Annotated in this window: 16 protein-coding genes; 5 read left to right on the top strand and 11 right to left on the bottom strand. The window is 71.7% G+C overall.

The window, feature by feature from the left end:
* Window positions 1–45 precede the first annotated feature (45 nt).
* From AC792_RS14710 to AC792_RS14700, 3 genes are all read right to left on the bottom strand, one after another.
* Window positions 46–1,269 carry an MFS transporter gene (locus tag AC792_RS14710; protein ID WP_049831240.1) on the bottom strand — a complete coding sequence of 408 codons (1,224 nt, stop codon included), beginning with the start codon at window positions 1,267–1,269 and terminating at the stop codon, window positions 46–48.
* 68 nt (window positions 1,270–1,337) lie between these two features.
* Window positions 1,338–2,216, bottom strand: a complete 879-nt coding sequence (trmB, locus tag AC792_RS14705) for a tRNA (guanosine(46)-N7)-methyltransferase TrmB (protein WP_049831239.1) — start codon at window positions 2,214–2,216, stop codon at window positions 1,338–1,340.
* An 11-nt stretch (window positions 2,217–2,227) separates the two neighbouring features.
* Entirely contained in the window at window positions 2,228–3,223 is a 996-nt protein-coding gene (locus tag AC792_RS14700; RefSeq protein WP_049831238.1) for an alpha/beta hydrolase, read from the bottom strand.
* A 337-nt stretch (window positions 3,224–3,560) separates the two neighbouring features.
* Here AC792_RS14700 and AC792_RS14695 point away from each other — a divergent pair, with 337 nt between their 5' ends.
* Window positions 3,561–5,234 carry a DEAD/DEAH box helicase gene (locus tag AC792_RS14695; RefSeq protein ID WP_049831237.1) on the top strand — a complete coding sequence of 558 codons (1,674 nt, stop codon included), beginning with the start codon at window positions 3,561–3,563 and terminating at the stop codon, window positions 5,232–5,234.
* Between the two features lie 184 nt (window positions 5,235–5,418).
* Window positions 5,419–5,817 carry a YccF domain-containing protein gene (locus AC792_RS14690; RefSeq protein ID WP_049831236.1) on the top strand — a complete coding sequence of 133 codons (399 nt, stop codon included), beginning with the start codon at window positions 5,419–5,421 and terminating at the stop codon, window positions 5,815–5,817.
* Window positions 5,818–5,919: 102 nt separating this feature from the next.
* Here the strand turns inward: AC792_RS14690 and AC792_RS14685 are convergent, their stop codons facing one another.
* The 3 genes from AC792_RS14685 to AC792_RS14675 form a co-directional block, all read right to left on the bottom strand.
* Complete coding sequence (locus AC792_RS14685; protein WP_152916255.1) at window positions 5,920–6,291, bottom strand: DUF7793 family protein; 372 nt, start codon at window positions 6,289–6,291, stop codon at window positions 5,920–5,922.
* 140 nt (window positions 6,292–6,431) lie between these two features.
* On the bottom strand, window positions 6,432–7,922 hold the full coding sequence (locus AC792_RS14680; RefSeq protein WP_082177784.1) for a flotillin family protein: 1,491 nt from the start codon (window positions 7,920–7,922) through the stop codon (window positions 6,432–6,434).
* A gap of 136 nt (window positions 7,923–8,058) precedes the next feature.
* Window positions 8,059–9,999 carry a penicillin-binding transpeptidase domain-containing protein gene (locus AC792_RS14675; RefSeq protein ID WP_049831234.1) on the bottom strand — a complete coding sequence of 647 codons (1,941 nt, stop codon included), beginning with the start codon at window positions 9,997–9,999 and terminating at the stop codon, window positions 8,059–8,061.
* 214 nt (window positions 10,000–10,213) lie between these two features.
* Between AC792_RS14675 and clpB the strand changes: the two genes are divergently transcribed.
* Window positions 10,214–12,814: an ATP-dependent chaperone ClpB gene (gene clpB / locus AC792_RS14670; protein ID WP_049831233.1), complete on the top strand. Its 2,601-nt coding sequence runs from the start codon at window positions 10,214–10,216 to the stop codon at window positions 12,812–12,814.
* On the opposite strand, the gene AC792_RS14665 is transcribed toward clpB, so the two are convergent.
* On the bottom strand, window positions 12,811–13,419 hold the full coding sequence (locus AC792_RS14665; RefSeq protein WP_049831232.1) for a hypothetical protein: 609 nt from the start codon (window positions 13,417–13,419) through the stop codon (window positions 12,811–12,813). The genes clpB and AC792_RS14665 overlap by 4 nt on opposite strands.
* Before the next feature lie 306 nt (window positions 13,420–13,725).
* Here AC792_RS14665 and AC792_RS14660 point away from each other — a divergent pair, with 306 nt between their 5' ends.
* Entirely contained in the window at window positions 13,726–13,956 is a 231-nt protein-coding gene (locus tag AC792_RS14660; RefSeq protein WP_049831231.1) for a DUF3073 domain-containing protein, read from the top strand.
* Window positions 13,957–14,085: 129 nt separating this feature from the next.
* On the opposite strand, the gene AC792_RS14655 is transcribed toward AC792_RS14660, so the two are convergent.
* The gene (locus tag AC792_RS14655) at window positions 14,086–15,243 is read right to left on the bottom strand and encodes an ROK family protein (RefSeq protein ID WP_160317656.1); all 1,158 of its coding nucleotides are present in this window, start codon (window positions 15,241–15,243) and stop codon (window positions 14,086–14,088) included.
* Between the two features lie 104 nt (window positions 15,244–15,347).
* Window positions 15,348–16,961 carry a PTS sugar transporter gene (locus tag AC792_RS14650; protein ID WP_049831229.1) on the bottom strand — a complete coding sequence of 538 codons (1,614 nt, stop codon included), beginning with the start codon at window positions 16,959–16,961 and terminating at the stop codon, window positions 15,348–15,350.
* A gap of 188 nt (window positions 16,962–17,149) precedes the next feature.
* Here AC792_RS14650 and AC792_RS14645 point away from each other — a divergent pair, with 188 nt between their 5' ends.
* Window positions 17,150–17,908 carry a hypothetical protein gene (locus AC792_RS14645; RefSeq protein WP_235436823.1) on the top strand — a complete coding sequence of 253 codons (759 nt, stop codon included), beginning with the start codon at window positions 17,150–17,152 and terminating at the stop codon, window positions 17,906–17,908.
* Window positions 17,909–17,919: 11 nt separating this feature from the next.
* Here AC792_RS14645 and AC792_RS14640 read toward each other — a convergent pair whose 3' ends face one another.
* Both AC792_RS14640 and xylA read right to left on the bottom strand, forming a co-directional pair.
* Window positions 17,920–19,419 carry a xylulokinase gene (locus tag AC792_RS14640; RefSeq protein ID WP_049831228.1) on the bottom strand — a complete coding sequence of 500 codons (1,500 nt, stop codon included), beginning with the start codon at window positions 19,417–19,419 and terminating at the stop codon, window positions 17,920–17,922.
* Window positions 19,420–19,422: 3 nt separating this feature from the next.
* Complete coding sequence (gene xylA / locus AC792_RS14635; protein ID WP_049831227.1) at window positions 19,423–20,613, bottom strand: xylose isomerase; 1,191 nt, start codon at window positions 20,611–20,613, stop codon at window positions 19,423–19,425.
* Window positions 20,614–21,200 lie beyond the last annotated feature (587 nt).

The following is a 21,200-nucleotide window of genomic DNA, read 5'->3' as shown; positions in this document are numbered from 1 at the left end:
CGGCGGATCTGCGCGGCGTCCACACCGCATCAGGCTGCCCGCAGCTCATGTAGGGCGGTGCGGTGCCGTGCCCCCGGGCGCTCCCCGCAGGGCCACGACGGCGATCGTGCCGGAGAGCACCACCAGGGCGCCGGTGAGGATCACGACGCCGGGCCAGTCGAAGCGTCCGAAGCACAGCCCGCCCACCCAGCCGAGCACGCTGGACCCGGCGTAGTAGGCGAAGTTGTACAGGCCGGACGCCTGGGCGCGGCCCGTGCCCGAGAGCAGCGGTGTCCACCCGGACGCCACGGAGTGGGAGGCGAAGAACCCGCCGGTGAAGACGACCAGTCCGAGCACCACGAGGGGCAACGAGCCCGCGAGGGTCAGCGCGAGGCCGGCCAGGGACACGGGGGCCGCAGCGAGGAGCACCGGCAGGCGCCCGAACCGCACCGTCAGGCCGCCGGCCACCCGCGAGGGCACCGTGCCGGCGAGGTAGGCGAGGAACAACAGGCTCACCAGGGCCGCGGGCAGCAGGAACGGCGGGCTCTCGAGGTGGAACCCCAGGTAGTTGTAGACCGCCACGAAGCCGCCCATGAGCAGGAACCCCTGGGCGTAGACGGCCAGCAGCCGGGGGGAGCGCAGGTTGAGCGCCACACGGGAGGCCAGCGACGGGCCGCCGGGGACGCCGGGGGAGAATCCGCGAGGTCGCGGTGCGAGCACCAGGAACGCGATGGCCGCGGCGGCCGCCATGACGCTCACGGACAGCACCCCGGCCCGCCACCCCAGCAGGTCCCCGAGCGGCCCGGCCACCAGGCGCCCGCTCAACCCGCCGAGCGTGGTCCCCGCGATGTAGGTCCCTGCGGCCACCGCGGCGTGCAGCTCCCGGACCTCCTCGTGCAGGTACACGAGCGCCGTGCCGGGGACGCCGCCGAGCGCCACGCCCTCGAGGAACCTGAGGGTGATCAGCACGCCGAAGGAGGGCGCGAACGCGGCCAGGAACCCGAGCACGACGGCGGCCCCGATGGCCCACGCCATGGTGCGCCGGCGTCCCACGCGGTCGGCCACGGCGGACCACGGGAGCACGGCGAGCGCCAGGCCGAGGGTCGCGGCGGAGATGGTCAGTGCGGCGTCCGCGGGGGACACCCGGAACTCGGACGCCAGCCCGGTGAGCACGCCCTGGAAGGAGTAGAGCTGGGCGAACGTGGCCACGCCGGCGCACAGGAGGGCGAGGAGGATCCGCCGGTATGCCGGGGATCCCCTCTCGTGCCCGGACCATGTGCCGGTGCTCATCGGGGGAGGAGTGCCCGGCAGCTCCGACGGCGCAGGGGCAGGCTCACCCGGGACACGGCGGGCGGCTCTCAGCGGCGACGGTAGCCGAGGTCGAAGACCATCCGGCCGGCGGTCAGCGCCTTGTTCTCGAAGCTCGTGAGGGGCCGGCCCTCGAAGCGGGGCGCCCAGCCGCCGAGCGTGTCGACGCCCTCGTTGACCCCGGTGTTGCCCGTGCTCACCGGGTCCTTGCCCTCGCGCACGGGGGCACCGCCCACCACGGACTCCACACCGCTCTCCCACACCTGGGTGAGCGGGCTGTCCGCACCCGTGCGCTCGCCGTCGTGCAGGTTCTCGAAGTACCCGCTCGCTCCGATCACGGTGCGCATCTGCACCGCGTAGCTGGACCAGTCGGTGGCCAGCCGGAAGATCCCGCCGGGGGCGAGTACGCGGGCGGCGAGCTCCACGTAGTCCTCCTTGACCAGGCGGCGCTTGTGGTGGCGCACCTTGTGCCAGGGGTCGGGGAAGAAGGTCCGGAGCTCGGCCACGGACGACGCCGGGATCATCCCCGCGAAGGCCGCGGCGGCATCCACCTGGGCCACCCGCACGTTGGTGAGGCCCCGCTGGCTGATCCGCAGCATGGTCTGGGCCAGACCCGGCCGGTACACCTCGAGGGCCAGGTGGTTGCGGTCCGGTTCGAGCTCGGCGGCGTGGGTGACGGCCTCCCCGAGACCGGAGCCCACCTCGATCACCAGGGGCGCGGACCGGCCGAAGGCGGCATCGACGTCGAGCACGAAACCGGGGGCCACGGAGGTGTCGGCGTCCGCCACGCGGGGCACCGCGACGAGGAACTGCTCCGCGAGGTCGTCCCAGGCCTCACGACGCCGGCCCTGGAGGCGCGAACCCCGCCGGACGAAGGAGACGGGGTGGCTGCGGAACGGCTGGTCGGGGGTTTCTGCGGGGGAATCCATCACCCCCAAGGCTACCGGCCCGCTCCACCGGGTACGGCGCTAGCCGCCACCGAGGCGTCGGCGCCGAGGTGCAGGCGGAGCTCCGCACACAGCTCCCCGATGGCCTGCGGGGCGCTGCGGAAGAGGCGCGGGAAGGCGAGGAACCCGTGCGGCATGCCCACGTAGGTGGTCAGGCGCACCTCCACGCCCGCGGCCCGGAGCGCATCGGCGTAGCGGAGCCCGTCGTCGCGGAGGGGATCGTGCTCGGCGACCTGGATCAGCGCCGTCGGCAGGCCCCGGTGATCAGGTGCCAGCAGGGGGGAGGCGTAGGGGTGGGAATGGTCCGCGGGATCGGGGGCGTAGCGGTCGCGGAAGGCGATGGCGTCACGTTTGGTCAGGATCGGGGCGTGCGCGTTCTCGTCCATGGAGCCACCCGTGGAGGTCAGGTCCGTGGACGGGTAGATCAACCCCTGGAACGCGATCGGCGGCCCGGAACGATCCCGCGCCATCAGGGTCACCACAGCCGCCAGGTTGCCGCCCGCGCTGTCCCCCACCACCGCGACGTTCCCGCCGTCGGCCCCCCATTCCGGGGCGCGGTCCACCAGGTCCGCGAGCGCCGCGTAGCAGTCCTCGGCCGCGACCGGCCAGCGGTGGGTGGGAGCGAGACCGTAGGCCACGGAGACGACGACGGCGTGTGCCTCGGCGGCGATGGTGCTGGCCAGCCAGTCGTAGGTGTCGAGCGATCCGGTGGCCCAGCCGCCGCCGTGCAGCAGGACCACCAGCGGCAGCGTGCCGGAGGCGTCCGCGGGGCGGTACCTCCGTACGGGGACTCGCCCGGCGGACCCGGCGGCGGTGTCGTCGTCGACCTCCACGCGCGGGGCCACACCACCGAGCAGCAGATCGATCACCGGGTTGTGGCCGATGACGCGCTGCTGGGCGGCGAGGACCTCCTCGTCGCTCCTGTCCGTCAGCGACACCCGGCCCAGCACCCTCCCGATCACCTGCGTCCGTAGGTCCAGCTTCGCCATGGCGGCATCCTTCCTGCTCGTGGGAACGGTGACCCGGTTGCGCGTGCGCGCGGGCCCTCCTCGACGCTATCCCCGGGTGTACCGCGTGGCCAGGAGGACCCGCGGGCGCGCTCGCGATGCGGTCATCCCGCGACGCTGCTGATAAACTGACCGGACTTGCCTGCGCACCACGGACCCCGTCCGTCAGTTGAACCGCGCAGCCTGCGTCGATGAACGCATCCTTTTGTCCCGCACCAGCTCGAAGCGTGAGCGCGGAGGACACTGTGTGACTTTTCTTCGGCGAACCCCCGTGCCGACCGGTGCCGGGGACAATGAGAAGAAAGTTCGTGCTAACTACATGACTACTTTTGCCGCCCTCGGTGTGCCCAAGGCGCTGGTCGAGAACCTCGCCGCGCAGGGTATCGCCGAACCCTTCCCCATCCAGGTGAAGTCCCTGCCCGATTCCCTCGCCGGGCGCGACGTGCTCGGCCGTGGCCGTACCGGCTCCGGCAAGACCCTGGCGTTCGCGCTGCCCATGGTGGCGCGCCTGTCCGAGCAGGAAGCGGCCTACCGCCGCAAGCCGGGCCGCCCCCTGGCCCTCGTGCTCGCTCCCACCCGCGAGCTGGCCACCCAGATCAACGCCACGGTGGAGCCGCTGGCCAAGGAACTGGGGCTCAACACCACGGTGATCTACGGCGGTGTGTCCCAGCAGCGCCAGGAGAAGGCGCTGCGCGCGGGCGTGGACATCGTCATCGCCTGCCCCGGGCGCCTCGAGGACCTGATGCGCCAGAAGCTCATCACCCTCGAGTCCGTGGAGATCACCATCCTCGACGAGGCGGACCACATGGCGGACCTCGGGTTCCTGCCCGTGGTCAAGAAGCTGCTGGACACCACCCCGGCCGACGGTCAGCGCCTGCTGTTCTCCGCCACGCTGGACAACGGCGTGGACAAGGTGGTCAACCGCTACATGACCAACCCGGTGACCCACTCGGTGGACGACCCGCAGGCCGCGGTGACCACCATGGAGCACCACGTGCTGCTGATCGGCGACCAGACCCAGAAGAAGCAGCTGATCGTGCAGCTGGCCTCGGGCACCGGGCGCCGCCTGCTGTTCATGCGGACCAAGCACCACGCCCGCAAGCTCGCGAAGACCCTGACCGACGCCGGGATCCCCGCGGTGGACCTCCACGGCAACCTGTCGCAGAACGCCCGTGACCGGAACCTCGCGGAGTTCTCCTCGGGTGACGTCCGCGTCCTCGTGGCCACCGACGTCGCCGCCCGCGGTGTCCACGTGGACGACGTCGAGCTCGTGGTGCACGTGGACCCGCCCACCGAGCACAAAGCCTACCTCCACCGCTCAGGCCGCACGGCGCGCGCGGGTTCCTCGGGAACGGTGGTCACGATCACCCTGCCCGAGCAGAAGTCCGAGGTCCAGAAGCTGATGAAGGCCGCCGGCGTAGACGTCGCGTTCGAGAACGTGAAGGCCACCTCGCCCCTGGTGCTCTCGCTGACCGGTGAGCTGGCCGACAAGATCGACCCCCGCACCCGCGCCGCGCTCCTCGCCTCCCGCGAGAGCGCCCGCGGTGCCGGTTCCTCCACCGGTGCCAACGCCGAGCGCAAGCGTGCGCGACGGGGGACGGCGTCGCCGTCCGCCGGAGGGCGCGGCGGACGGGGCGGGCGCGGACGCGTCGCCGCTGAACCGCAGGCGGCGCAGGGCAACCGGTCGGAGCGCCGCAAGGACCAGCCGCAGGCCCCCCGCTTCGGCTCGGACGCCCCCCGCTCGGGGAGCGCGGGAGGCCGTTCCGCGGAACCGCGCACCTCGTCGGAGACCAGCACGCGCAGCCGTCGCCCCGCATCCGGACAGCGTGCAAGTGACGGCACACGCCGCTCCGCCGGTGGCCCGGCCGCCGGCGGTAGCCAGCGGGTCCACACCTCCTCCTCGGCCCCCCGCGCCGAGGGAGGGGCACGCCGCTCCTCGGGCGGTTCCCGCAGGGCCAGCGCACCGGCGTCGAACGACCGCCGCTCCCGCTAGCACCCCCGGTTCGGCACGGGCCCCCTCCCCCCCCGGGGAGGGGGCCCGTGCCGCATCCGGGACATGTCCGGCGTCCCGCTCACGGCCTCGATCCCGCTCCTGATCCCGGTGCAAGCTCGCCATCAGGCGCCGCATCCACGTCGATCCCGGTGCGGTGGGACGCGGGGTGCGGGACAATGGGCCCATGAACGCAATCCTGAATGTGATCTGGCTGCTCTTCGGTGGGATCTGGCTCGCGCTCGGCTACTTCGCGGCAGGCGTCATCTGCTGCGTGCTGATCGTGACCATCCCGTTCGGCATCGCCTCGTTCAGGATCGGCGTCTACGCGCTCTGGCCGTTCGGTCAGATGGTGGTGCACCGGGGCGGGCGGGTGAGCGGGATCTCCGCGGTGGGGAACGTGATCTGGCTGCTCGTGGCCGGCATCTGGATCGCCATCGGCCACGTGCTCACGGCCGTCCCGATGTTCGTCAGCATCATCGGCATCCCCCTGGGGATCGCGAACCTCAAGCTGATCCCCGTGTCCCTGGCGCCGCTCGGGAAGGTGATCGTCCCCTCGGGGACCTATCTGCCCACCTACCGCTGAGGACCACCGCTCCACGATCGTCCACTGCACCCTCGCACGGTTCCGGGCCGTCCTGTCCCCGCCGGTGGTGGGGCCGGTCGGTCGGTCGTCAGGGCCCGGCTGTCAGCGGTCCTGGGCCCGCAGCCACCTGATCGCCCTGGACTCCTCGTCGAAATGACGGACCGGGAAGCGCGGACGGTACACCTCGTGGTAGATCCCGAGGAGGAACCCGTCGATGAGCGATCGGCCGGTCACGGCCATGGCCGAGACCCAGCGGGTGCCGGCGAAGGCGTCGAGCGCGCCGCGCGAGATGGTGAGCATGCCCTGCGGACGGACGAGCATCGGCAGCGGACGGGCGTCGAGGCCGCGCACGTAGGACATGACGGCGGCGGCGTCCTCGTCCGTGAACCGGATCCGCGGCGCCCACTCCACGAGGACGATGCCCTCCGGGAGCCGGGACGGACGGAAGCGGGGTTGCTGGACCGGATGGGTCACGGAGACCATCTCCCTCGTCACGGGGGCTGCGGGCGTCGTCGGACGGGACTGCGGGGGTACGGCGGCCCCGGGTGGGGACGCCGTACCCAGGGGGGGCGCCGCCGGAGGGGCCCCCGGGGCCCCGCCTCGGACAGGGAGTGCTACTCGCCGTCCGAGGGCACCGGCGGGCCGGTGGGGCCGTTCCCGCGCGGCTTGTCCGCATTCTTCAGCAGATCACCGACGAGGCCGATGATGTCGAGCCCGGTGGTGTCCTTGACCATCTGGGTGGTCTGCTGGACACCGCTCGAGACGTTCTTGCTGAGCTGGCTCGCGCCGTCGTTGGACACCACGGTCATGGTGTCGATCGCGGACATCGGAGCCGCGATCTCGCGTGCCATGGCCGGGAGCACCTCGAGGACCTTCGAGAGGATGGCGGCCTGGTTGAACTTCTCGTAGGCCTCGGCCTGCGCGGCGATACCGGCGGCCTCCGCCTTGCCCCGGGCCTCGGCGGACTCGGCCTCGGCTGCACCGCGGGACGCGATGACGGATGCCTCGGCACGTCCCTTGGCCTCGTTGATCGCGGCCTCGGCGTTACCGCGGGCGGTGTTGGCGGCGGCGTCCGCCTCGGCGGCCACCCGGTCACCCTCCGCACTGAGCTTCCGCTTGGCGAGGTCCACGCGCGCCTCGATCTCGGTGGCCTCCGAAGCACGGCGACGCTCCTCGAGCTTGGCGTCGGCCTGCTGGATGAGGCGGTACTTGTCGGCGTCGGCCGGCTTGCGGACCTCGGTGTCGAGTTCGCGCTCGCGCAGTTCCGCGCGGCGCAGGGCGACCTGCTGCTCGCGCACGATGACCTGTTCCTGCTGCTCGGCCTTGGCGAGGGGCCCGGCGGCGTCGGCGCGTGCCTGACGGGCGTCGGCCTCCTCCTTGAGCTCCGCGCGACGGATGGTGAGCTGCTGCTGCGCGAGGGCCACCTGCTCGTCCGAGACGGCGCGGGCCTGCTCCGACTCCTGCACCGAGCGGGCCTCGGCGATCTTCGCGTTGCGCTCCGCGGACGCGGCCTCGGGGCGGCCGAGGTTCCTCAGGTACCCGGAGTCGTCGTCGACCGACTGGATCTGGAAGGTGTCGATCTCCAGGCCCTGGTTGTGCATGGAGTGCTCGGCCTCCTCCTTCACGCTCTTGGCGAAGGTGGCGCGGTCGCGGATGATCGACTCCACGGTCAGGGTACCCACGATGGAGCGCAGTGAACCGGAGAGCGTCTCCTGCGTGTAGTGGTCGATGGCGTCCTGCTGGTTGAGGAAACGCTGGGCCGCCTTGCGCACGGCGTCGGCGTCACCGCCCACCTTGACCTGGGCCACCCCGGTCAGGTGGAGCTTGATGCCGTTCTTCGAGATGCCCTCGATGCGCAGTGACACCTGGCGGGACGCCAGGGACAGCGGGTAGGCGCGCTGCGCGAACGGGTTGATGAAGATACGGCCGAAGACCACGCGCTGGCTGTCCGGATCCGGCTGGCCCTTGCTGTCCTTCGAGGAGATGATGAGCGCCTGGTCCGGGCTGGCGATGTGCAGTGCCATCCGGGCGAGGACGATGACGGCGCCGATGATGACGAGCACCACCACCGCGCCGATGATGAGCGGGATGAACGTGAGATCCACTGACGACCCTTTCAACGGTCTTCGAGAAATCCGGGCGGGGACGTGTTCCCGCCCGGGGCATGATCAAGGTACTGCGAGCAGTGCGGTGAGTGGATCCCCCGATCCCTCGATGTGGATGACTCCGGACAGTATGTGGCTAGGACGAGGCGCCCGTGAGGAACGCCTGCATCAGGGGTCCGCCGGAGGTGGAGCCGAGCTCACCCTCCTCGACGAACACCGCGACGGCGAGGTCCCCCTGCAGCGCCACCACCCAGGCGTGGGTGCGCGGGGGAGTCTCGGCGCCGAACTCCGCGGTCCCGGTCTTGGCCAGGACCGGCTCACCCGGCACGTCCTGCAGGAGCTGCGCACCCCCCTGCTCGACGACGGCGGCCATGAGGGTCCGCAGGGTGGAGGTCTCCCCGGCGGTCAGGGCGCTCGGTGCAGGGGCGGGAGCACCCGGTGCGGCATCCGCCGTCGGACCCGGGGTCTTGGTGGCGGGGTCGGCGTCGGAGAGGAGCGTGGGGGTGACCCGGGCTCCGGCCCCCACCGAGGCCGCCATGGTGGCGAGGGAGAGCGGCGAGACGAGAACCTCCCCCTGACCGATCATGGAGGCCGCGTGCGAGGTCTCCCCGGCGTCCGCGGGTACCGAGCCGAAGAAGGCGGGCGTGCCGATCCCGGCCTCGACGCCGATGCCGAGATCGGCGGCGGCCGCGGCCAGTTCGGCCTGCGTGATGCTCTCCCGCGCCGAGATGAATCCCGTGTTGCAGGACTGGGCGAAGGTCTCCAGCAGCGGGATGGTGCCGACGAACTGCTCGGGGTAGGTGCTCGCGTTGTTGAACTGGCGTCCGTCCACGGTCACCTCCTCGGTGCACTGCGTGGGGGTCTGCGGGGTGAAGCCCTCCCGCAGCAGTGCCAGGCTCGTGGCCACCTTGAACGTGGAGCCGGGCGGGTACTGGCCCAGCAGCGCCGTCTGGAGCCCTTCGCTGCCCGGGCCGTTGGCGGCGACGAGGATCTCGCCCGTGCTGGGGCGGAGGGCCACGATCGACGACGCGGAGGGCTCCTCCGCGAGCACCTCCTCACCGAGGCTCTGCAACCGGGGGTCGAGTGTGAGGGCGAGGTCCTCGCCGTCCACCGGTGCCGTGCTGAAGAGCTGCTGGGCGGGGGCGGCAGGGTCCTCGATCGGCGCAGCGCTGACGGTCACCCCCGGGGTGCCTGCGAGCAGTGCCTCGTGCTGCAGCTGCAGACCGCTCAATCCCGTGATCTGCCCCGCCCGGATGGCGCCGTCGGACTGCTCCACGAGTTCCTCCGTGGCCTCGCCGACGTTCCCGAGGAGTTCGCGGGCGAAGGTGCGGGTGGGGGCGAGCTCGAGGGTGGCTGCCTGCCGCAGGGCTCCGGGGATCGCGTCGATCTGCGCGTCGGTGACGGTGCGGCTCGGATCGTCACGGAGCACGAGGCCCACCACGAACGCCTCCGCCCCGGCGGCGGCCACCTGCTGTTCGTAGTCCGCGGGATCGAGGTCCAGGAGTTCCGCGAGGCTCCGCGCGGACGCCGCCTGCTCGGGTTCCGCCAGGAGTGTCTTGTCGATGCCCACCCGGAGGACGGGCCGCTCGGTCACGATCACCTCGCCGCCCGCACCGGTGATGTCCCCGCGGTCCGCCGGGACCGTGGTCAGGGTCAGTTTCTCCCCGGGCAGCAGGTCCGGGACGAACAGTGCGGGGGACCAGTCCGCCTGCCAGGCGTCCTCCACGCGCGTGAGTGCCGCCGTGGTGCTGTAGGTCCAGTCGGCGTCGGTGGCGTCGAGGTCCCAGGTGTAGTCGAGGGTGGCCGTGGCGGTGTCGTCGCCGGTCTCCTCGACACCCGCGACCGTGACCTGCGGGCTCCCCGGCGCGAACCCGTCGGTGATTCCGGCGAGTTCCGCGGTCACCGCGGCGGACTCGGTGGAGCCGAAGGAGGAACGTCCGACGTCGAGCCGGGACAGCCCCTCCGCGAGGGTCCGTGCGGCGTCCTCGGCGGTCGGCCGGTCATCGGTGCAGGCCGCGAGCGTGAGCGCCAGTACTGCCGTGGTCAGGACGGTCGTGGCGCGGCGGAGGTTCCCCATGGGACCCATTATGTCCGAGACCACCCGGCGGCACCGTTCCGGCGGTGCATGTCGGGACGGTACCTGCATGTCCGATCCGTTGTGCGAACCATTCCGGGAGAGGAACTCCGCACCGGCGGATCGGGGAATGATCAGCACCCGTTCAAAGTTGAGTCAGGTACACTCAAGGTAGTTGCACGGAGCCCCCGGCGCCAGGTACAGAAAGGACACCCCCATGGACACGAATTTCACCACCAAGAGCCGAGAGGTGCTCTCGGCCGCCGCCATGAACGCCTCGACGGCGGGCAATGCGCAGATCGACACACCCCACTTCCTGAAGGCGCTCGTGGACCAGCGCGAGGGCATCGCCGTCGCCCTCCTGAGAGCCGCCGGCGCGGATCCCGACGCCGTCAGCGTGCGGGCCAGTTCCGCGATCAAGGCCCTGCCGTCGTCGTCCGGGTCCTCCGTCGCGCAGCCGCAGTTCTCCCGCGGGGCGCTGCAGCTGATCAATGCCGCCAAGCAGGAGGCCGAGACGCTGGGGGACCAGTTCGTGTCCACCGAGCACCTCCTGCTGGGACTCGCGGCGGACACCGGATCCGCCGGGGGCATCCTGCGCGACGCCGGGCTGACCAGGGAGGCGCTCGCCTCCGCGCTGCCCGGCGTGCGAGGCGACCGCCGCGTCACCACGGCCGATCCCGAGAACACCTTCCAGGCCCTCGAGAAATTCGGCGTGGACCTCACGGAGGTGGCCCGCAGCGGCAAGCTCGACCCGGTGATCGGGCGTGACGCCGAGATCCGCCGCGTGGTGCAGGTGCTGAGCCGGCGCACCAAGAACAACCCCGTGCTCATCGGCGAACCCGGTGTGGGCAAGACCGCCGTGGTCGAGGGCCTCGCCCAGCGCATGGTGGCCGGCGACGTCCCGGAGTCGCTGCGGGGCAAGACCCTGATCAGCCTGGACCTCGGGGCCATGATCGCCGGCGCAAAGTACCGCGGTGAGTTCGAGGAGCGCCTGAGGGCCGTCCTCGAGGAGATCAGGGGCTCCGACGGGCAGGTGGTCACCTTCATCGACGAGCTCCACACCGTGGTGGGGGCGGGTGCCTCCGAGGGCTCCATGGACGCCGGCAACATGCTCAAGCCCATGCTGGCCCGGGGCGAGCTGCGCCTGATCGGCGCCACCACGCTGGACGAGTACCGCGAGAACGTGGAGAAGGACCCGGCCCTGGAGCGACGCTTCCAGCAGATCTACGTGGGTGAGCCATCGGTGTCCGACGCCATCGGGATCCTCCGCGGGCTCAAGCAGCGCTACGAGGCACATCACAAGGTCTCCATCGCCGACTCCGCACTCGTGGCCGCAGCCACCCTGTCCCACCGGTACATCCCCGGCCGGCAGCTCCCGGACAAGGCGATCGACCTCGTGGACGAGGCCGCCTCCCGCCTGCGCATGGAGATCGACTCCGCGCCCGTGGAGATCGACGAGCTCCGCCGCTCCCTGGAGCGCATGAACATGGAGGAGATGGCGCTCTCCCGTGAGAAGGACGAGGCCTCGATCGAACGGCTGCAGTCGCTGCGCGCCGAGATGGGCGACCGCCAGGAGGAGCTCGACGCCCTCAACGCCCGCTGGGAGGCCGAGAAGGCGGGACTGAACCGGGTGGGCGACCTGAAGGCCGCGCTCGAGGACCTGCGCTCGCAGGCGGACCGGGCCCAGCGCGAGGGGGACCTCGAGGCGGCCTCGCGCATCCTCTACGGCCGCATCCCCTCCGTGGAGCGCGAGCTCCGTGAGGCCCAGGCCGCCGAGGAGCAGTCCCACGTCCCCGAGCTGATGGTGGCCGAGGAGGTCACGGCGCAGGACATCGCCGAGGTGATCTCCGCGTGGACCGGCATTCCCGCCGGGCGCATGCTCCAGGGCGAGAGCGAGAAGCTCCTCGCCATGGAGGACGCCATCGGGGCGCGCCTGATCGGCCAGCGGCGCGCGGTGGCCGCCGTGTCCGACGCCGTTCGCCGTGCCCGCGCGGGGGTGGCGGACCCCGACCGCCCCACCGGTTCCTTCCTCTTCCTCGGACCCACCGGGGTGGGCAAGACCGAACTCGCGAAGGCGCTCGCCGACTTCCTGTTCGACGACGAGCGCGCCATGGTCCGGATCGACATGTCCGAGTACTCGGAGAAGCACTCCGTGGCACGCCTGGTGGGAGCGCCCCCGGGGTACGTGGGCTACGAGGAGGGCGGCCAGCTCACCGAGGCCGTTCGTCGCCGTCCGTACAGCGTGGTGCTGCTCGACGAGGTGGAGAAGGCGCACCCCGAGGTCTTCGACCTGCTCCTGCAGGTGCTCGACGACGGCCGGCTCACCGACGGCCAGGGCCGCACGGTGGACTTCCGCAACGTGATCCTGGTGTTGACCTCGAACCTCGGCTCGCAGTTCCTCGTGGACCCGTCGCTCGACGACGACGCGAAGCGGGCAGGCGTGCTGGCCGCGGTGAACGCGAGCTTCCGGCCGGAGTTCCTGAACCGGCTCGACGACGTGGTGGTCTTCGAGCCCCTGGGTCTCGACGAACTGGGCCGGATCGTGGAACTGCAGGTGGCCGCGCTCGGTGCCCGGCTGCAGGACCGCCGGCTCGAGCTCGACGTCAGCCCGGCGGCCCGTGAGTGGCTGGCGCTCACCGGCTTCGACCCGGCCTACGGCGCGAGGCCGCTGCGGCGGCTCGTCCAGCGCGAGATCGGCGACCGCCTGGCACGCGGCATCCTGGCCGGGCGGATCGTGGACGGCGACACCGTGGTGGTGGACCGACCGGACGGGGAGGGCCCCGGCGTCGACGGTCTGCGGGTCAGCGCCGCACGCTAGGAAGTCCCCGCAGGGCCGGCGGCGTCGTTCCTGCGGCCCTCGGCGAGGATCTCGTCCGGCTCGGGGTGGGGTGTGGCGTCCTCCGAGGCGCCTGTCGCGGAGTCGGCGATGACCTCCTCGGGAGAGGGATGGTCCACCGGCTTCACCGGGGGCACCTCCGGGTCCGGTGCGGGAACGGCGGGCGCCTCGTCGGGCAGGGGTGCCGCTGCCCCACCGGGGCCCGGGGTGGTGTCGGGGGTGGTGTCCGCCGCGTCGCCCGCCCGTCCTCCCGCCGGTGACGTCCCGTCCGGGGCCGCGCCGCCGGCCGGGGTGTCCGTGGGCAGCGGGCCGCCCACCAGGGTGCCGGCCCTCTCCGCCCCAGCGGCCCCCGCCATGGCCTCGGCGGCGGCGGCGTCCAGCGAGGCGGCCTCGGCCGTGTCCCGGCTGATCTCCACGGCGCCGAGCACGGGCTCCGGCAGCTCCAGGGTGTCCGGCGAGACGAACAGCTCGGGTTCGAGCGCCTCGGCGGAGATGACGCCCTCGTCCAGGACCACCGAGTCGGGATCCACCAGATCCGGTTCGGCGCTGCGCTCGACGGGGCCGGGTGCCTGTTCCTCGTGGTTCATGATGGGCGCTGTCTCCTCGGTTTCAGGTGGTCGTGACCAGCACGTCCTGGACGTGGCCTCGACTCTATCCACAATCCCCTCCCGGCGGACCCCCGGGACGCTGCGCGGACGGCCCCGGACCGGACGACGCCACCCGTCCGCGGATCCTCGGGCTTCCAGGACCCGGAGTGCCGGCGCTCCGGGCCGGGTGAGAACATGTAACCTATACTTACGACAAATTGACCGAATACTCCGGGGCCTCGCTGCAGCCTTGGGCCTCGTGCCCCAGTGACCACCTCCGGATCGACGCAAAAAGGGGGTCACGCCATGGGGCGCGGCCGTCAGAAGGCGAAAGCCACCAAGCAGGCACGGGACATGAAGTACTTCAGCCCGTCCACCGATTATTCGGCACTGCAGCGAGAGTTGAGGGGTCCGGACAGTCGTCCGTCCAGTCAGCACAGCGAGCCGGTGGAACCGGACTACTCGGAGTACGCGGACAAGTATGCCGACGATCTCGAGGACGACGGCGAGGACACCGGTTCCCGGCGCACCGGCTGAGGCCGGGACCGTCCTTCCTCCGTGAACCACCTACGGCGCATCATCCCCTTCCGGGGAGGGTGTGCCGTACGTCGTGGTCTGGATCCCGGTGGCACCGACGTCCGGGTCCGTCCGGGCGCATGGCGTGTGTCAGGGCGAGGCGAGGAGGGGTTCGAAGACGATCTCCGCGGCGCCCACGAGCAGCAGCTCGGGCCCGAGCGCGGCCCGGCGCACCATCACGCCGCCGCCGAGCGACGCCGCGTTCACGTGCTCGGTGAGCCGGGCGCCGTCGTACTCGAACAGGGAGGCGAGGAATCCGCCCAGCACGATCAGCGCCGGGTCGAAGATGTTCACGCAGTCGACCAGGGCCACGGAGAGCAGGGAGAGCTGGCGCTCCGCCTCGGCGCGGACGGCGGGTCCGGGATCCGTCGCCAGGACCGCCTCGAGGGCTTCGACCCCGCCGCCGGTCACCCCTGCTGCGTCGAGGAGCCGTTCCAGGCGCACTTCGGCATCCAGGCAGCCGGAGCGCCCGCAGTGGCAGCGGGAGCCGTCCGTACGTACCAGCGTGTGTCCCAGTTCACCGGCGTAACCGCGGGCTCCGCTCAACGGGGCGCCGCCCGCCACGATCCCCCCGCCGATCCCGCTGGCACTGCCGTTGAGGTAGAGGGTGTCCTGCGCTCCCACCGCCGCGCCGAAGATGCTCTCGGCCAGGGAACCGAGCGCGGCGTCGTTCGCCGCGACCGCGGGTAGTCCGAGCGCCTCACCGAAGGGCGAGGTGAGATCGGCGTCCCGCCAGCCGAGGTGCGGGGCAATCAGCACCCGTCCGGCGCCGGCGTTGACGAGACCGGGCAGGGCGATCCCGACGCCCAGGACGCGCTCCACGGAGGCCAGGTGCGGGTGCAGCTCCGCGACGAGCTCCCGGCTGAGGCGTACGGAGTCCTCGAGCGTCGGGAGCCCGTCGGTCTCCCTGCGGAGGCGTCCGTGGACGTGACCGCCGAGGCCCACCACGCCGACGGTCAGTGCGTCGATGTCGGGATGCACGGCGATCGCCGCGATCCCGGGGTTCGCCCGGACGATCGGGCTCGGCCGCCCGACCCGGCCGACGCCCACCGGCTCGGTCTCCTGGAGGAGGCGTCGCCCGGCGAGCGTGGAGACGAGTGCTCCCACCGTGGAGCGGTTGAGACCGCTGCGCCGGGTCAGCTCGGACCGGGAGATCGGTCCGCTGCGGTGGACCATGGTCAGGAGCTGGGAGAGGTTGTGGTTGCGGAGACCCTCCGAACCGTTCATGCTGCCGGAGGTGGACCGCACGGTCTGACTCCTCCTCGGTCCGTCGGGACCGGGCGGTGTGCCCGGTCCGGGATCCATCGTAGCCACAGGGTGCACGATTTCGGGTCCGGGGGCCGCCGGGCGCCTCAACCGACCGGGGCTCCGGCGCGGGCTTCCGCACGCAGGTGCGCCACGTTGACCAGGAGCGTGAGGGCGAAGGCGAGGGCGGCCGTCACCGTCATGGCCACGACCATACCTGCGGGGTTGGTCGCGATGAAGGGTGCGACGACGGCGGGCAGGTAGGCGGAGGCCTCCGTGCCGAGCACCCCCACGAGGGCACCGCCGGTGGTGGCGCAGGCGATCGCGACGGCGAAGATCCTCCTGTCCGAGAACATGAAGGGGTAGGAGGCCTCCACGAAGGTGCCGAAGAAGAAGTTGACGCCGGCGCCGGACCCGGCCAGGGCGCGTTCCCCGCTGGAACGCGGTTTCACCACGTTCGCGAGCGTGATGCCGAGGCTCACCATCACCAGGGCCACCATGTCGATGGCCCCGAAGAAGCTGGTGCCCTTCTGCCCCATCTCGAGCAGCACGAGGGGGAGGATCACGGAGTGGTAGACGCCGCCGATGATGGCCGGCCACATCACGAGACCCGCCAGGGCGCCCGCCAGCAGGGGGCTGAACTCCAGGGCGGCCTCGATGGCGATCCGCACCCCGTCTCCGAGGAGGCTCGTGAACGGTGCCAGGAGGTAGTACACGACCAGGCCGGGCAGGAGCCCGGCGAGGGCGCCCGTCACGATGTTCGCCGTGGTGGCCGGGAAGCTCCGTGAGAGGGTCCGGTTGATCAGGTAGGCGGCCAGCAGGCCGGCCAGGATCCCGCCGACCAGTCCTCCGAGGATGCCGCCCCGCGCGGACAGGATGCCGGCCAGTGCACCGGCCACCAGTCCCACCTCGTCGAGGCCCGAGACCTTCCGGGCGGCCATTGCGGCCACCACGACGGGCAGACCGGCGATCAGGGCGTCGAAGACCTCGGTGAGATCGGCCAGCACGGGGATCCTGCTGAGGGCCAGCACCAGGGCGAGGGCGATGAACGCCGGGATGCTGCCCACCATGATCCCGCGGACGCTGATGCGCCGCCAGGCGGCTTCCTCCGTGGGGCCGGCACCGGCGCCCGATCCTCCCAGGGCCGCCCGGTACTTCACGTCCCACGTCTTCGACAACCCGGACACGTAGGAGACGGCGCGGGTGGTGCTCGTGGTCCCGGTGGTTCCCGAGGCGGAGACCACGTTCACGCCCATCCGCTGTGCCTCCGCGATGGAGCTGCCGCCGGTGCCCACCACGGGGATCCCGAGGCGGGCGGCTGCCCGGAGGGTCCGCGCGTTGGTGTCCGCGGGGTCGGCGCTCATGAGGATCAGGCCGTCGATCTCCCCCGACTCCACCTGTACGGCGAGTTCGGCGTCCTGCTCTCGTGCCCGTACGTTGATCTCCGCGAGGGTGCCGGCGGCGGTGACCTCGGGGCCGCTCGGTGCGAGGCTCCACAGCTGTGCCGGTGCGTCCTGCGCGATGCCGTCCATGGAGGCCTGCGTGGCCACGAACTGGACCGCCCCGAGGACGAAGCCGGCGGCGTCCAGCTGGCGGGACACGTCCCGGATCAGCATGGCAGGGTCGTTCCCGCCGTGGCTGCGGAGGTTGCCCCCGCTGCTGGCCAGGACCGCCACCCGCCGTGCAGGGGTTCCTCCGGTGCCGCTGTGCTCTGTGGTCATGGGTGCGTCTCCTGAACGGGGTCGGTGGGCAGGGTGGATCATGAGGCGCAAGCGAACCCGTTGCACACAGGGCAAAAGAAGTTTCTTGCATTCAGCTCTTCGAACCCCCACGGTAGTAAGCAGGCTTACTTTACCGGAAGGCACTGCCAACACAGGGAGTGCGACGACTACGAAGGAGCAGAAACATCATGGCAGCAGAGAACACCTCGGGCGCGAGTACCCCGAAGAGCCGGCGGAACGACGTCGTGGCAGCGGAACGGGAGCGCTTCGGCGGCATCAAGTTCGGCTCGGCGTTCTTCGGCTGGCTGACCGCGATCGGCCTCACCGTGATCCTCGGCGCCCTCGCTACGGCGGTCGGCATCGGCGTCGGGGCCTCGAACAGCAGTGGCGTGAACGATGCCGCGGACCGGGCCACCGAGAACGCACAGACCATCGGGATCGCCGGCGGGATCGCCCTCGCGGTCATCCTGTTCATCGCCTACTACTGCGGTGGCTACGTCGCAGGGCGCATGGCGCGTTTCGACGGCGCCAAGCAGGGCCTGGCCGTCTGGTTGTGGGGCATCATCATCGCGATCGTCCTGGCCATCCTCGCCGTCGTGGCCGGTGACCAGTACAACGTGCTCTCCTCCCTGGATGGTGCCCCCAGCATCCAGTTCAACCGGGATGCACTGACCACCGGCGGGCTCCTCGCCCGGCCGTCGCGCCCCGCGTCCCGCCCCTGGCCGCGGTCCTCGGCGGCAAGGCCGGGATGTCCTTCCACCGCAGGGTGGACCAGGTGGGAGTGGACCTGCGCTCGGGCCGCTGCTCCCCCCCTCGGGTCGCTGATCCACCCGAGAGGCGGTGCGAGGCCCCCCCCCCTCCCGGGTGGGTGCCTCGCATCGCCGTCGTCCCGGCCTTCCCGTCGTCCCGGCCTTCCCGCCGTCCCGCCGTCCCGCCGTCCCGGGTGACCGTCGCGTGGTCAGGCCGGGAAGGCCACCGTCCCCACGGCTGCCCGGTACTGCTCGCGGACCACCGGCCGGTGGTCCGCCGCGCGGTCCTCCACGGTGTCCACCCTCCAGCGCGGCCGCTCCCCGGTGAGCACCCAGGCGGCCTGCACGGCAGCGCCGCGGGCCACGTACTCGCCCGGTGCCGGGATGCGGACGGGGAGGTCGAGCACCTGGGCCGCCACCTCCTGGACCGCCGCGTTCTGTGCCGCACCGCCGATCAACAGGAGGTTCACCGGTTCCACGCCGGTGACCCGGACGGCATCGAGCGCGTCCGCCAGTCCGCATAGCATGCCCTCGACCGCGGCGCGGGCCATGTTCGCGCGGGTCGCGGAGGCGATGCTGAGGTTGTGGAAACTGGCCTTCGCGTTCGGGAGGTTGGGCGTGCGTTCCCCCTCGAAGTACGGCACCAGGACCACGCCGCCGGAACCCGGTGCCGCCTCCTGCGCCAGGGCCGCGAGGCCGTCGTGGTCCACCCCGAGGAGGCCGGCCACGGAGGTGAGCACCCGGGCGGCGTTGAGGGTGGCCACGAGGGGCAGGAAGAGACCGCCGGCGTCCGCGAACCCGGCCACCGTGCCGGAGGCGTCCGCCACCGGGTCCGCCGCCACGGCGAAGACCGTGCCACTGGTCCCCAGGGACACGACGACGTCGCCCGCCTGGGCGCCCAGCCCCAGCGCGGCACCCGCGTTGTCCCCGGCGCCGGGACCCAGGATCACCCGGTGTCCTTCCGTCGCGAGATAGGAGGGGTGCACCTCGCCCGCGGAGGCATCCGCCGCCAGGACGCGGGGCAGGAGGACCTCCGGTGCCTCATCGCCGTCGTCCCCGGTGCTCCCGCCGCCGCGGGCCTCACGCGCGGGACGCCCCAGTGCGTGCCGGAAGAGGTCGAGGTCGTACGCCCCCTCGGCGGGGTCCCAGTACCCGGTGCCGCTCGCATCCGAGCGGTCGGTCACCAGTTCCTCCAGCACGGGTCCCAGGGGGGAGTCCTCCGCGGGGCCGAAGCCGCGCAGCCGCCAGGTCAGCCAGTCGTGGGGGAGCGCCACCGCCGCGATCGACGGCACGACGTCGGGCTCGGAGTCGCGCACCCACCGCACCTTGGTGCTCGTGAAGGACGCCACGGGCGCCGAGCCGGTCCGGGCCACCAGGTCGTCGACGCCGAGCTCGTCGATCAGGTCCCGGGCGGCACCGGCGGACCTGGTGTCGTTCCACAGCAGGGCGTCGCGCAGGACGCGCCCGTCGCGGCCCAGCAGCACCATGCCGTGCTGCTGGCCCGCGATCGCCAGCGCCCCGACGTCGTCCGCCAGGGCATCGGCGTCCGCCAGGGCCGGGAGCAGGGCCCGCCACCAGGCCTCAGGGTCCACCTCCGTGCCCTCGGGATGGGCGGCGCGGCCGGAGCGGACCTCGGCCCCCGTCGCGCCGTCGAGCACCACCACCTTGCAGCTCTGCGTCGAGGAATCGACTCCGGCGACGAGGGCCATGGGTCAGCGGGCTCCGAGCAGGTGCTCGATGAAGAGCTGCTGGAGCTTCACGAAACCGAAGCCCTTGCCGTTGAAGTAGGCATCGGCGTCGAAGTCCTCGTAGGAGGCCCGGTCCGCGCGCAGGGCCTCGTAGCCCTCGCCCTCGTTCAGCGTGGGCTCGTTGATCTCGGACACGCGCGATGCGGTGAGTGCCGTCTGGACCTCGGGGTCGGCGCGGAAGGCCGCCGCGCGCTCCTTGAGCAGCAGGTAGGTCTGCATGTTGGCTGCAGCCGAGTCCCAGACGCCGTCCATGTCCTCGGTGCGGCTCGGCTTGTAGTCGAAATGGCGCGGCCCGTCGTAGGTGGGGCCTCCGGCGGGCCCGCCGTTCTCGAGCAGGTCCACGAGCGAGAACGCGTTCTGCAGGTCTCCGTGCCCGAAGACCAGGTCCTGGTCGAACTTGATGCTGCGCTGGCCGTTGAGGTCGATGTGGAAGAGCTTGCCCTGGTAGAGGGCCTGCGCGATCCCGTGCGTGAAGTTCAGCCCGGCCATCTGCTCGTGGCCGGTCTCCGGGTTGATGCCCACGAGCTCCGGGCGCTCGAGGGTCTCGATGAACGCCATGGCATGACCCAGGGTGGGGAGCAGGATGTCCCCGCGTGGCTCGTTGGGCTTGGGCTCGATCGCGAAGCGGATGTCGTAGCCCTTGTCGGTGACGTAGTCGCCCAGCAGGTTCACGGCCTCGCGGTAGCGCTCGAGGGCACCACGGATGTCCTTGGCGGCGTCGTACTCGCTGCCCTCGCGCCCACCCCACATCACGAAGGTCCTCGCGCCGAGCTCCGCGGCGAGGTCGATGTTGTCCAGGACCTTCCGCAGGGCGAAGCGGCGCACGCCGCGGTCGTTGCTCGTGAAACCGCCGTCCTTGAACACGGGGTGGCTGAACAGGTTCGTCGTCACCATGGGGACGACCAGTCCCGTGGAGTCGAGGGCGCCCTTGAGGCGGTCGATCTGCGCCTGCCGCTCGCCGGCGCTGGAGCCGAACGGGAACAGGTCGTCGTCGTGGAAGGTCAGTCCGTAGGCGCCGAGGTCGCTCAGGCGGTTCACGGCCTCGACGACGTCGAGCGGTGCCCGGGTGGCGGAGCCGAACTGGTCCTGGGCCTCCCAGCCCACCGTCCAGAGTCCGAAGGAGAATTTGTCGTCGCGGGTGGGCTCGATCGTCATTGAGTGCTCCAAGGTGTGACCAATATGTTGTAGTCACAAACATATTGGTTATGAGCGCGGAGTCAAGCCCCTCCTCCCGCGACCGGGTCCGAGCACACCGCGGCGCTGTTCCACACCCCGGCCGGTCCGGGACGATCGATGACATTTCCGGTCACCGCATCGGCAACCCGGGGCTGACGTCCGTGGTCCACCGCCCGAGGGGTGCCGTGCAGCAGCCTCCGCACCTGCTGGGTGCCGTTCGCAGGACCATCTCCGTGGGCGGACCCCAGTCGCCGGTCACCTGTCCATCGGTAGGGCCTCACGATCGCCACCGCCGTCCCCGGTCCGCATCCTCGCTCCTGGGCCGCCCTGCTGCCTCGCTCGCCTCGGAGGCGACGACCCAGGGGCATGGTCCACCTCGGAGACGGCATCCGGATGCACCCATCGCTCCACCAGCGCGGAGGCGGTGCGACCGATGGCCCGTGGTCGTCCCGAGCCGCACGCTGACGACGCGGTATCGCGGTGTCTCGAGCCCTCCGAGGGGCCGGAGCCGGGATGACCGTCCCGGCCCCTGAGCCTGTCCGGCCGGGTCCCGGCCGACGCGCCGG

Origin of the sequence: Arthrobacter sp. RIT-PI-e, assembly GCF_001187915.1 — a bacterium.
Taxonomy (GTDB): Bacteria; Actinomycetota; Actinomycetes; order Actinomycetales; family Micrococcaceae; genus Arthrobacter_D.
The sequence above is the reverse complement of the archived record's forward strand: the minus strand, read 5'-3'. Positions and strand labels throughout refer to the sequence as shown.